Source organism: Fodinibius sediminis, from assembly GCF_900182555.1.
GTDB lineage: Bacteria > Bacteroidota > Rhodothermia > Balneolales > Balneolaceae > Fodinibius > Fodinibius sediminis.
Genome location: NZ_FXTH01000012.1, coordinates 46,167 through 58,674, shown reverse-complemented (window position 1 = coordinate 58,674; position 12,508 = coordinate 46,167). Strand labels below are relative to the sequence as shown.

The following is a 12,508-nucleotide window of genomic DNA, read 5'->3' as shown; positions in this document are numbered from 1 at the left end:
CAGATATGAATTTCAAAGTATCGGAGCGTTATAATTGTGTAGTTATCGAGTTCAAGGGAAATGTTATGGGTGGCCCGGACGCAGTCAGCCTGAATGAAAAACTGCATGAACTTATTGAAGAAGACAAGACCAACATTGTTGCAAATCTGGCAAAGGTAAAATTCATGAATTCCTCCGGGCTTGGTATGCTGATCGGTGGGCTTACGACCATGCGCAAGGCCGGTGGAGATCTGCGTATTGCCAATGCTACCGACAAAATTGAAAGCCTGTTGGTTATTACTAAGCTTATTACTGTTTTCAAACATTATAAATCGCTCGAAGAAGCGGTTGAATCGTATTCCGAAGAATAAATTTATTTCGAACTTTTAATAAAAAAGGGGGTGCGCACACCCCTTTTTTTATGTCTAATGATTACAAGACTATGTCTATTCGTGTTGTTGTGGGGGCCCAGTGGGGTGATGAAGGAAAAGGTAAAATTGTTGATTTGCTTAGTAGAGAGGCCGCTTACGTGGTCCGGTACCAGGGGGGAGCCAATGCTGGCCATACCCTGGAGTTTGACGACAAAAAAATTGTATTGCACCTGATTCCCTCCGGTATATTCAATGGAAATGGGACCTGTGTGATTGGCAACGGTGTAGTAATCGATCCGCTTGCGCTGCTCGATGAAATCAAGGAAGTGGAAGCAATGGGAGCGGATCTCGGGGATCGCCTGAAAATCAGTAGTGCCGCCCACGTAATTTTACCGTATCACCAGCTGCTTGATCAGGTCAAGGAGGAGCATCGCGGCGATGATGCCATCGGTACTACCGGCCGCGGTATTGGACCGGCCTACGTAAGCAAGGTTTCACGGGTGGGGATCCGGATGTCGGATCTTTTCCATCCCGGGCAGTTGCGACGGAAAATATCCTCGAACATCGACGATATAAATGATGCTCTAAGGCACGTCTATAAGCACGAGCCGATAGAAGCGGAGCCTGTTATTGAAGAACTGCTGGAGGCCGCCGATAAACTTTGTCCATACATCACCAATACCAGCGCTCTGCTCCATGAGGCTATTGAGCGAGGGGAAGAGATTTTGCTGGAAGGCGCACAGGGCAGCCTGCTCGATGTTGACCACGGCACCTATCCGTTTGTAACTTCTTCCTGTCCTACGGCCGGGGGCGCCTGCACCGGCTCGGGCATACCGCCAACAGCCGTTGACAAGGTAATGGGCATCACCAAAGCCTACTGCACGCGTGTGGGCAACGGTCCATTTCCCACTGAGCTGGAGGGAGAGGCGGGGGAACAGCTACGCGATGCCGGACAGGAATTTGGCGCCACTACGGGACGTCCCCGCCGCTGTGGATGGATTGACCTGGTAGCATTGAAATATGCGGTTCGTATTAACGGAATCAATGAACTTACCATTACCAAACTTGATATTCTTGATGATTTTGAAGAAATCAAGCTGTGCACCAGTTACAAAATTGATGGGAAGCAAACGAAGACTTTCCCGGTCGATTTACCGGATGTGGACGGACTGGAGCCCCAGTATAAAACGATGCCCGGATGGCAGCAGTCGCTTCAAGGTTGTGAGAATATTGACGCGCTTCCGGCAGAGGCGAAAAACTATCTGGAATTCATCCAGGAGTACCTTGGAGTGGATCTGACGATTCTTTCCAAGGGCCCCAAACGCAGTGAAACGATTGTCGTTTAAAGGGCGGCCCCGCCGGATGAAATAGCTAACAAGCTGTATGGGATGAGTATCTTTACGGTAACATACCAGCTGGCACTTGCTGACGGGGAGGAGCTCGATAAGAAAATCAGGAATCTCTGCCTGGAACAATCAGTCGAACTGCCTGAGAAGGTTCTGAGCAAGGCCATTGCGGAGAAGATCGTGGGCCGGGTCCGGCAGACCATTAAACGATCAGATGCCGTCTATGAAGCTGTTATTGCATGGCCTTTGGACAACGCAGGCACGGAAATAGCCCAGTTTCTGAATCTGCTGTATGGAAATATTTCCCTGAAGCCGGGCATAAAAATTCTCAGTGCTGACTGGTCATCCCTGGCAGACACCCTCTTTGTCGGCCCACGGTTTGGCATTGACGGTATCCGGGATCGCTTTCATATCTTTGACCGTGCCCTCAGTGCCACGGCCCTCAAACCCATGGGGAGTTCCGTTTCAGATCTGGCTGATCTTGCTTTCCGGTTTGCTGTGGGGGGCATCGACCTTATCAAGGATGATCACGGTATTGCCAATCAGAATTATGCCCCTTTTGTGAAACGAGTGGAGGCCTGTGTGAAGGCCATGGACCGGGCTGCCCGCCAAACGGGACAACGATCCCGGTATTTCTCCAATATAACAGCCGATGCCGGCGAGGTTGAGTACCGTTATCGCAAGGCTTATGAGCTGGGAGCAGATGGAGTCATGATTTGCCCGCATATTACCGGGTTGCCTGTGCTGCACCGGCTGGCCCGTCTGGATATAGACCTGCCGATCATCGCCCACCCGGCTTTTGCGGGGCCGTTGACCATGGACGAGAGCCGGGGCTTTACTCCGGATTTCCTGTATGGTCAGCTGTGGCGCGCTCTGGGAGCTGATTTTGTCATTTATCCCAATGCCGGGGGACGGTTTTCATACAATCTGTCGGAATGTATGGCCGTTAATGAATCCGCACGGCAACCTTATTCGCCTTTTAAGACTTCTTTTCCCATGCCGGGAGGCGGCATTAAAATAGAGAATATCGGCCGATGGACGAGGGCCTATGGCAAAGACAGCTGCCTGCTGGTGGGGAGCAGCCTATACGAGTATCCGGGAGGTATTGAAGCCGCTGCCCGACAGTTTACAACCCAACTGAAGGAGATCAATTATGAGAGCTAAATCAAAAGTGATAAAGGCCGACGACACCGGTTATGCCTGGGAGTCGGTAAGCCGGGAGGAATACAAAGGGGACCGCAGCTGCTACAAGGGGGTGCATCGCTGTTCCCTGCTGGGAGAAAAGGCGGACGAACAGCAGCTGAATTTTCAGACGAGATATTTTGAAGTGGAGCCCGGCGGATATACCTCTTTCGAATATCACCGCCACCCGCATTCGGTGGTGATCATCAGGGGAAGCGGCACCGTCATCCTCGGGAATGACCTCCATAAGCTCCACCTTCATGATGTGATTTATGTGACTCCCAACACCCTTCACCAGTTCCATGCCGACCGGGGTGAGCCGCTCGGCTTCATTTGTGTGGTGGACCGCTACCGGGACCGCCCCGTGCTGGCGGATGAAGAATATACCGCTCGAAAGATTCAGTCAAGCGAAGTACTGGAAAAAATAAGGCGCTGAGCTGGGAGATGGAGCTGCCTGCAGACAGTACATTAGGGTTTTGGCAATTTTTTAAAAATTAGAGTTGATATATATAGGATGAAGCCCTTATATTTGGGACTCTTTGAAAAGCGGGAATAGCTCAGTGGTAGAGCATCCCGATGGTTCGGGACCAAGGTTGGGTCTTCAAATCGGGACGGCCAACTGAAAAATTGATTTATTGATTGTTTCATTAAGCGGGAATAGCTCAGTGGTAGAGCATCCCGATGGTTCGGGACCAAGGTTGGGTCTCCAAATCGGGACGGCCAACTGAAAAATTGATTTATTGATTGTTTCATTAAGCGGGAATAGCTCAGTGGTAGAGCACAACCTTGCCAAGGTTGGGGTCGCCGGTTCGAATCCGGTTTCCCGCTCACAGTACAAGCCCTTGCAGAAGCCTGCAGGGGCTTTTTATATTGGGGCATGTTTTACACCTACATCATTTACAGTAAGACAAGAGATCAGTACTATACCGGCTCCACGTCGGTGGAAGTGGAGCTGCGGCTGAAACGTCATAATGAGGGCTGGACACGATCTACGAAGGCCGGTATCCCGTGGGAGCTGAAATACTACCGCTCCTTTTCAGAGAAGTCGGAGGCCCTGAAGTGGGAGTATGCCGTCAAGCGCCAGAAAAGTCGTGCTTTTATTGAACGGCTGATAGCATCTCCGGAAAATGAAATTGAGGGATAACTCAGCGGTAGAGCATCCCGATGGTTCGGGACCAAGATTGGGGGTGCTCCCGACCCTTCGGGAAATCCGGTTTCCCGCTCACAGTACAAGCCCTTGCAGAAGCCTGCAGGGGCTTTTTATATTGGGGCATGTTTTACACCTACATCATTTACAGTAAGACAAGAGATCAGTACTATACCGGCTCCACGTCGGTGGAAGTGGAGCTGCGGCTGAAACGTCATAATGAGGGCTGGACACGATCTACGAAGGCCGGTATCCCGTGGGAGCTGAAATACTACCGCTCCTTTTCAGAGAAGTCGGAGGCCCTGAAGTGGGAGTATGCCGTCAAGCGCCAGAAAAGTCGTGCTTTTATTGAACGGCTGATAGCATCTCCGGAAAATGAAATTGAGGGATAACTCAGCGGTAGAGCATCCCGATGGTTCGGGACCAAGGTTGGGGGTGCTCCCGACCCTTCGGGAAATCCGGTTTCCCGCTCACAATACAAGCCCTTGCAGAAGCCTGCAGGGGCTTTTTATATTGGGGCATGTTTTACACCTACATTATTTATAGTAAGACAAGGGATCAGTACTATACCGGCTCCACGTCGGTGGAAGTGGAGCTGCGGCTGGAAACATTGGTTCGCTGATGGTTCTCACCATAAATCTTTCAAAGGATTTGCACCTCAGTGATGGGATAAATAGATTGAGCAATTGAAATGCCTGTCGGGAATGTGTTCTACGGGGGATTGATTAACTACATTACAAGAATATAGAAAAGAAGGGAATTTATGATTAGACATTCTGCACTGATTGTTTCACTGACGATGATGATGCTTCTGTTCGGGGCATTCGTACTGGCACCTCCTGGTAATAGTCCGGAAACCAGCGGTAGAGAATGGATCTCACTTTTTGATGGAGAAAGCCTGAACGGCTGGGTTCAAAAGAACGGTACAGCCACCTATGAAGTGGTCGATGGTGTCATCCGCGGAACCACCGCAGAAGGGAGTCCCAATTCTTTTCTCTGCACATTCAACGAATTTGGTGATTTTGAACTGTATTTTGAGGTATTCCTACATGACAATGAGCTTAATTCGGGCGTCCAGATTCGATCTCAGACCCGTGAGCCAGAAGGAGATGAAGCCTATGGCCGGGTTAATGGTCCCCAGGTCGAAATAGAATCGAGCAGTACGGGCAGTCCTGAATCGGGCTATATCTACGGGGAAGGGGGCATTGGCGGATGGTTAATCTCTGATGATGAGCGAAAGCATCACAAAACCTTTCGGGATGGCGAGTGGAACCAGTACCGGGTAGTAGCCGAGGGCCCCCGCATCCAGGTGTGGATCAACGGAGAAAAAATCAGCGACTTGTGGGACGAAGAGGTATATATGACCCACCCGCGAGGGTTTATCGGGCTACAGGTGCATGGGATCTCTGAAAATGAGGGGCCGTATTCGGTTTCGTGGAGAAACATCAGGATCAAGCCGTTATAGGAAACAGATGTGTTTATTTATTGCCAGGCCGTTTCCGGGATACCGGGGATGGCCTTTGTTTTTGGCGATGGCCGTGCTTGTCGACTACAGGGAGGGGAGGCTTATGGATGAACAGGAGACATATCAGTCCTGCCATTCCTCTCTTTTTTGATTATGTTTAGGGCATAATTAATACAGGTATTTATCGAACAGGCATATTAACTGATTATCAAGACAAAGAGGAATAGCAATGAAGTATAGAAAGCTGGGAAATAGCGGACTCATCGTGAGTGAAGTGGGCCTCGGAACCATGCAGTTCGGCGAAGCCATGCAGATGGGAGGTCTCGGGCAGAAGGAAACAAACAAGATGGTTGATTTTGCCCTGGATCATGGTATCAATTATATCGATACCGCCGATGTATACAGCCTTGGTGAGAGCGAGAAGCTGCTGGGCAACGCCCTGAAGGGGAAGCGGGAAGAGATTGTTCTTTCTACCAAATGCCGGCTGCCGATGGACGAAAATGTGAATCACAGCGGGGCTACCAGGGTGAATATCATGCGGGAGGTGGAAGCCAGCCTGCAGCGGCTGCAGACCGACTACATTGACCTGTATCAAATGCACAGCTGGGATCCGTACACGCCGCTCGAAGAGACGTTGCGGGCTCTTGATGATCTGGTGCGACAGGGCAAAGTGCGATACATAGGGTTGAGTAATTATATGGCGTGGCAGGCATCTACAGCCCTGGGACTGCAGGAGCAGCAGGGACTGGAAAAATACATCACCGCCCAGATGTACTACAGCCTGGTAGGGCGCGATCTGGAGAACGATTTCATGTCGTTTGCCGACTATCACGATATGGGCATCATTGTCTGGAGTCCACTGGCCGGCGGTTTTCTGGCAGGCAAGTATGATCGTAACAACCCGCCGCCCGAAGGCACCCGCTTTGCCGAGGCTGGGCAGTTTGTCCCGTTTGATCTGGACAAGGGATTTGAAATTGTGGATACCCTCAAAGAGGTGGCACAGCGTCACGGGGTGAGTGCGGCAAGGACCGCCCTGGCATGGACGCTCTCGCGCGAGAACATCAGCAGCGTGCTGATTGCCGCCCGGAAGCTCGAGCACCTGGAGGATAACATCAAAGCCGTGGACCTGGAGCTTAGCGAGGAGGATCTGAAGCTGCTCAATGATGTATCTGATCCGGGAGTCCCATATCCCCGGTGGATGGTACTGCAGCAGGCCCAGGCTGAGGATCCGCGTGCTAAGACGCTGGAGCCGGAACGGTTCAGGGATGAAACGCCTTGGGAGGACCTCCGGTTCAAGAAGATGCCTCTTGAGGGCGATTAGCGTGAGAAGCTGGCTCATCCAGGGTCGCATTCGGGGTAGGACAGATCCCCGCTAAAATGAATAGGACCAGGCCTGCCGGGGCTCCAATCCCGGTGGGCTTTTTCTTTGCACCCCTGGGCCGACGGAAGGGGCTTCGGCTCATTTTTGCTGGTGATACGACTATCAATTACCGCCTATTTTTATTAAATTCTTCATCATTGAAAATATTTTACTACTTCCAGGATTCATGATCGACAAGCCACGAGATTATTGCGGAATTTTTGGGATTCAGAATCATCCCGATGCAGCACTTCTTTCCTATTACGGATTGCACGCGCTGCAGCACCGGGGGCAGGAGTCGGCCGGCATTGTAACCTCCTATTTTGATGAAGAAAAAGAACGGTGGATTATGCCTGCCCATCGCGACTTCGGACTGGTGTTGAATGTGTTTGACGACCAGGAGATGTTTAAGAACGAACTGAAAGGCCGGGCCGCCATCGGTCACAACCGCTATTCAACGACGGGAGCGGCCAAAAACCCGGCCAACATTCAACCCTTCAGGGTGCATTATCACAAAGGAAACATCGCTATTGGTCACAACGGGAACCTGGCTAATGCCAAACAGCTGCGTAATCGTTTCCGGCAGGAGGGGGTGCTCTTCCAAAGCACGTCTGATACCGAACTGATTCTTCACCTGATTTCGCACAGCCAGAAAGAAACACAGATTGAGCAGGTGCTGGATGCCCTCGAGCAGATCGAAGGGGCCTACAGCCTGGTTATGCTTACTGACGACAAACTGATAGCTGTGCGCGATCCCAATGGATTCCGTCCTCTGGCCCTTGGCAAGGTGGATGGAAGCTACTGTGTGGCCAGTGAAACCTGTGCTTTCGATATTATTGATGCCGAATACGTCAGGGACATTGAACCCGGCGAGGTGCTGGTTATGGATCAGGAGGCCGGTAGTGATTCGGAACCTGAATCCTATCACCTCGACCCGGAATACGGCACCGACACGAGCCAGTGTATTTTTGAATTTGTCTATTTCTCGCGTCCGGACAGCAAGATTTTCGGAGAGAATGTCGACAAGGTGCGCCGAAACCTGGGCAAGTACCTGGCCAAGGAACACCCGATCAATGAAGTGATTACCAAAGACACCGGCGATACGAAGCCTATTGTCATTTCGGTGCCCGACTCCAGCAATACGGCGGCCCTGGGCTATGTTCATGAAAACCAGAAACTCGGCTACGAATGCAAATATGAGATCGGGCTGATCCGAAACCACTACGTGGGACGGACCTTTATTTCGCCGGGACAGAAGTCGCGGGAACAGAAAGTGCGAACCAAATTCAATACCGTGAAGGGCGTTATAGAGGGGCGTTCGGTGATCATCGTGGACGACTCTATTGTCCGTGGCACCACCTCTCGCTACCTGGTCAGCATGATTCGTCAGGCAAATCCCGCGGAGGTCCATTTCCTGGTAAGCTCTCCTCCCGTTATCGGGCCGTGTTATTATGGACTTGATTTTCCCGATCCCAAAGAATTGATTGCCAACCGGTACGGCCGTGATATTGAGGAGATGGCCAAGGAAATTGGCGTGGACAGCCTGCGGTATTTGTCAGCCAGCGGATTGGTGGATGCCGTCCGGGAGTCTAACGTTTCATCCGGGGGATACTGTACCGCCTGCTTTACCGAGAAGTATCCCGTTCCGGTAAATTTTGGAATCGCCAAAGAAGAAAATGAGATTGTTTAATGGAGTTTAAGAAAGCCCACTTTGTGACAGGCGCTCCATCACTGGATGAATGTCCGGAGGCTTATTACCCGGAGATATGCCTGGCGGGACGTTCGAATGTAGGTAAATCATCGCTCATCAATGCCCTGATGAACCACAAGGGATTGGCCCGCACCAGTAATACGCCGGGCAAGACGCGGGAGATGAACTACTACTTAGTAGATGACAAGACCTACCTGGTAGATCTGCCCGGTTTTGGATATGCTAAAGTGTCGAAGAAAGAGCGGGAACGCTGGGGACGGGATATTCGTGCTTACCTATTGGAGCGCCCTACGCTGCGGCTGGTTATTCACCTGGTGGATATCCGGCATAAGCCCAGTAAGCTGGATGAAGAGTTTTTCTATTGGCTGGGCGCTCAACGCCTGCCGTTTGTGGTGGTTCTGACCAAAGGGGATAAACTCTCCCACAACAAGCGCCAGCAGTCCAAGGCCCGTGTAAAACGAATTCTGGATGAAATGAATATTGAGGTTCCCATTGTTATAAGTTCCGTGAAAGATAAAACGGGTATTGAGGAAGTAAAGAAATTGATATCTGAATTTGCATAATCAAATAAAACCTAAAGCTAACCGTATAATCCATTTCCATGTCATTTAGCATTCTTATCCTGGATAATGTAGACCCGCTTGCCGAAAAAGTATTTGAAGAGCGGGGCATTAACGTAACTCGCAACCACAATCTGAGTGGTGAAGAGCTGCACAATGAAATTAAGAAGTACGACGGTATCGTAGTGCGCAGCTCTACCACGGTGAGCGCAGATGTACTGAAAGCGGCCGAAAATCTGAAGGTCGTGGGACGAGCTGGTGTCGGTGTTGACAATATCGACATTGACGCGGCGACGGCCCATGGTGTGCTGGTCATGAATACGCCCGATGGAAATACCATCTCCACCGCCGAGCATACCTGCGGTATGATTTTAGCCATTGCCCGCAATATTCCCCAGTCGGTGGAAAAAGTGAAAAGCGGCGGATGGGACCGCAAGAAGTATATGGGGACGGAAGTGCACAATAAGACCCTCGGTATCATCGGTCTGGGTAAAATCGGGGGCGAGGTGGCCAAGCGGATGCAGGAGTTTGGTATGAACATCAAAGCCTATGACCCCTTCGCTTCGGTAGAGAAGGCCGAAAGCCTGAATGCAGAGCTGCTGGAGCTGGATGAGCTGCTGGGAGCAGCCGATTTTCTGACCGTTCATACCCCGCTGACTGAGAAGACCAAGGGGCTGGTGTCGATGGAGAACGCTGACAAACTCAAGGAAGGCGTATTCCTGATCAACTGTGCCCGTGGCGGGATTTACAAGGAAGAGGACCTTCCCCAGCTGATCGACGAAGGCTATGTCGCCGGGGTCGCCGTGGATGCCTATTCCTCCGAGCCTCCCACCGAGGATCTCTACGAGATTCTGAAACATCCTAACATTATCAGTACCCCGCACCTGGGGGCTTCCACCGAAGAGGCGCAGGAGAAGGTGGCCGAGCAGATTGCCCACCAGATGTCTGATGCCCTCGAGCAGAAGAGTTTCAAGGGAAGCCTGAACGGCAAGTCTATCGCCCTGACAACCAACAAGGAAGTACAGCCCTACTTGGCGCTGGCCGAAAAGCTGGGAACTGTGGCCATCCAGCTGGCCCCCGAGCATGCCAACGAGTTTTCATTTGAATACAGCGGTGCCTGCTCCAAATTCTCGGATGTGCTCACCGACTCTATTCTGAAGGGCATCCTCTCGCAGCATGTGAGCGAAGCCGTGAACCTGATCAACGCCCGCCATTATGCCGACGAGCGCGGGATGAAGATCAAGGAGACCAAGGCCGCTGAGACCAAAACCTTCAATGACCTCATCACCATTACCCTGGGAGATGATGCCGAATACCAGACCCTCTCAGCCACGGTCTTCGGCGATGGCGACTACCGCATCGTGGAGATTGACGGCTACGGCATCGAGCTTCGGATGGAAGGCGACATCGTGATGTACCAGAACGTGGACAAGCCCGGCATGCTTGCCAGCGTGAGCAACGCTATGGCCAAGCAGGGTATCAATATCGGTTCCCTGAGCCTGGGACGTACCGGCAAGGGCTCCAACGCCATTACAGCCATCTCGGTAGATAAGAAACTTGAGGAGGAGGAGCTGGAGCCGATCCTGGCACTGGACGGTATCAAGGCGCTGAAATACATTAGCCTGACGAATAACAAGTAGGGAGCTGCCTTTAGGATCCGGAATTCGGGCACTGACACCCGCCCCCGGATCCGGACTCCCTGATACATAACCGGCCATGAAAGACCTCGACCATATCGGCATAGCGGTGGCAGACCTCGAGCAGGCGATCGATACCTATGAGCGGCTGCTGGATACGGAATGCTACAAGCGCGAGACGGTGGAGCAGCAGCAGGTGGAAACCGCTTTTTTCCAGACCGGAGGCTCCAAGGTGGAGCTGCTGGGGGCGACCCATTCCGAGTCTGTCATTGCCCGCTACATAGCCCGGAAGGGCGAGGGCATGCACCATGTTGCTTTCGAGGTGGATGATATTCATGCAGAGCTCAAGCGGCTGAAGGCGGAAGGTTTTACCCCCCTTTCTGAAGAACCGAGCCGGGGAGCGGATAACAAGCTGGTGGCATTTGTACATCCCCGCGACAGCCACGGAGTGCTGGTGGAACTGTGCCAGAGCATTGACTGATCTGTGGGAGCGGGCCGGGCTGCCGGATTCCTCATTGGCAGATGTAACCTCGACCGAAGTGATCTGATCAAGGGGCAGAAAGTATGGAAATACGGTTGAGTTTTGTTGCCGACAGCCCTATCTTAAGCATTCTTATTTCGGGACGTGGCGCAGTCCGGTAGCGCACACGACTGGGGGTCGTGGGGTCGCAGGTTCAAATCCTGTCGTCCCGACCACGAATAAAGGCTTCAAGCCGCTTTAAAGCAGGTTTGGAGCCTTTATTATTTTGGCTTTTCTATCGGTAATAGCCTCCAGGATGCAGTCACTGCTATCCTATTGCTATCGAGATATACACGCTTCCCCATTTTAATTCTTAACTACAAAGTAAAGGTTTCGGTTGCGTTAACAATTCCATCGGTGGATGGTTTTCCGGTAACTTTTAGAGGCATTTGGATTATAATCGCATTTCTATAGAGGCAACTACCATTGCCTGATCTTCGATATTTCTCAGGGGCGGCGAGGTCGTGGCGGATCGGCCACAATGGGGAAAACTTCATACCTCAATACTACGTTTCTGGGGCCGCTTGGGTGTTGTTTATACTCTTTGATTTGAACTAATGCTACATTCTTGGCCGATGTCTTTAATGAGAATGCGTATCCGGGCAGAGGTGCACTGGTAATATGCGAAAGGTACAGGTATTTTTCGTCCTTCCTCCTGGGATGGGGAAATAAGTGTCGAGGCTCCAAATATTCACTATCTCTAATTTCACGATAGCCTACAGAGGCGAAATCTACAATACCGAATGGGAACCAGGTGACGTTATCATTGGCACGAAAACCTTCGTAACTACTCAAATCGATATTGAACTGTAGATCCCACGCGCCCGGGATCCTGCCCATACTCACCTGCCCTTTGTCAAGGTCTATATACCGGCCTCCCAGGATTTCAACTTCATGAATCCCATGGGAGATTGACTGGGGAGAAAATTCTCTCCACACTTTAAGCTGCTCTTGGTATTGTCGTTGTCTTTCGGCCTGTCTGGCGTCCATATACTGCAGTAGAGCAACCAAACCTCCTCCAGCTCCTATAAATGCAATAGCAACACCTATAGTCCATTTGAACCAAGAGCGCGAATTAGAATCATTACTCATAACAAGGATCCCTTTTATTATAAATCTAACTCGCCCTCCTCAATTTTCCTATCCCCATTATGATCTTGCCGATAAAAACCGTTTGTGGACAGCTGTTGAATTATTTGCTTAAAGCTCTTCTGGAATTGCTGCTTGAAG

At 51.3% G+C, this 12,508-nt stretch carries 14 protein-coding genes and 2 tRNA genes; 15 read left to right on the top strand and 1 reads right to left on the bottom strand.

The features are described from left to right. The first annotated feature begins 5 nt into the window (after window positions 1–5). The 15 genes from FN808_RS13355 (at window position 6) to FN808_RS13290 (ending at window position 11,454) form a co-directional block, all read left to right on the top strand. A complete protein-coding gene (locus FN808_RS13355; RefSeq protein WP_142715106.1) occupies window positions 6–350 on the top strand; it encodes an STAS domain-containing protein in 345 nt (114 codons plus the stop codon). Window positions 351–421: 71 nt separating this feature from the next. Continuing rightward, window positions 422–1,696 carry an adenylosuccinate synthase gene (locus FN808_RS13350; protein WP_142715104.1) on the top strand — a complete coding sequence of 425 codons (1,275 nt, stop codon included), beginning with the start codon at window positions 422–424 and terminating at the stop codon, window positions 1,694–1,696. Window positions 1,697–1,738: 42 nt separating this feature from the next. Beyond that, window positions 1,739–2,860, top strand: coding sequence for a RuBisCO large subunit C-terminal-like domain-containing protein (locus tag FN808_RS13345; RefSeq protein WP_142715103.1), 1,122 nt, complete (start codon window positions 1,739–1,741; stop codon window positions 2,858–2,860). Continuing rightward, window positions 2,850–3,314 (top strand): cupin domain-containing protein, encoded by a 465-nt coding sequence (locus FN808_RS13340; protein ID WP_142715102.1) that lies wholly within the window; start codon window positions 2,850–2,852, stop codon window positions 3,312–3,314. Before FN808_RS13345 ends, FN808_RS13340 begins: the two co-directional genes overlap by 11 nt. A gap of 320 nt (window positions 3,315–3,634) precedes the next feature. Then, window positions 3,635–3,706 (top strand) — tRNA-Gly (locus tag FN808_RS13335). A gap of 49 nt (window positions 3,707–3,755) precedes the next feature. Further along, window positions 3,756–4,022, top strand: coding sequence for a GIY-YIG nuclease family protein (locus FN808_RS13330; RefSeq protein WP_142715101.1), 267 nt, complete (start codon window positions 3,756–3,758; stop codon window positions 4,020–4,022). A gap of 128 nt (window positions 4,023–4,150) precedes the next feature. After that, entirely contained in the window at window positions 4,151–4,417 is a 267-nt protein-coding gene (locus FN808_RS13325; protein WP_142715101.1) for a GIY-YIG nuclease family protein, read from the top strand. 128 nt (window positions 4,418–4,545) lie between these two features. Next, entirely contained in the window at window positions 4,546–4,647 is a 102-nt protein-coding gene (locus FN808_RS18945) for a GIY-YIG nuclease family protein (protein ID WP_185958408.1), read from the top strand. A 141-nt stretch (window positions 4,648–4,788) separates the two neighbouring features. Continuing rightward, on the top strand, window positions 4,789–5,490 hold the full coding sequence (locus FN808_RS13320) for a 3-keto-disaccharide hydrolase (RefSeq protein ID WP_221930050.1): 702 nt from the start codon (window positions 4,789–4,791) through the stop codon (window positions 5,488–5,490). Between the two features lie 229 nt (window positions 5,491–5,719). Then, window positions 5,720–6,811, top strand: a complete 1,092-nt coding sequence (locus FN808_RS13315) for an aldo/keto reductase (protein WP_142715100.1) — start codon at window positions 5,720–5,722, stop codon at window positions 6,809–6,811. Window positions 6,812–7,037: 226 nt separating this feature from the next. Further along, a complete protein-coding gene (gene purF / locus FN808_RS13310; RefSeq protein ID WP_142715099.1) occupies window positions 7,038–8,540 on the top strand; it encodes an amidophosphoribosyltransferase in 1,503 nt (500 codons plus the stop codon). Next, window positions 8,540–9,124 (top strand): ribosome biogenesis GTP-binding protein YihA/YsxC, encoded by a 585-nt coding sequence (gene yihA, locus FN808_RS13305; RefSeq protein ID WP_142715098.1) that lies wholly within the window; start codon window positions 8,540–8,542, stop codon window positions 9,122–9,124. The genes purF and yihA overlap by 1 nt, the downstream gene beginning before the upstream one ends. A 38-nt stretch (window positions 9,125–9,162) precedes the next feature. Further along, window positions 9,163–10,761: a phosphoglycerate dehydrogenase gene (gene serA / locus FN808_RS13300; RefSeq protein ID WP_142715097.1), complete on the top strand. Its 1,599-nt coding sequence runs from the start codon at window positions 9,163–9,165 to the stop codon at window positions 10,759–10,761. 76 nt (window positions 10,762–10,837) lie between these two features. Beyond that, window positions 10,838–11,239, top strand: coding sequence for a methylmalonyl-CoA epimerase (gene mce / locus FN808_RS13295; protein ID WP_142715096.1), 402 nt, complete (start codon window positions 10,838–10,840; stop codon window positions 11,237–11,239). A gap of 138 nt (window positions 11,240–11,377) precedes the next feature. Next, window positions 11,378–11,454: transfer RNA gene (locus FN808_RS13290), tRNA-Pro, on the top strand. A 271-nt stretch (window positions 11,455–11,725) separates the two neighbouring features. On the opposite strand, the gene FN808_RS13285 is transcribed toward FN808_RS13290, so the two are convergent. Next, the gene (locus FN808_RS13285) at window positions 11,726–12,370 is read right to left on the bottom strand and encodes a hypothetical protein (RefSeq protein WP_142715095.1); all 645 of its coding nucleotides are present in this window, start codon (window positions 12,368–12,370) and stop codon (window positions 11,726–11,728) included. Window positions 12,371–12,508: the final 138 nt, after the last annotated feature.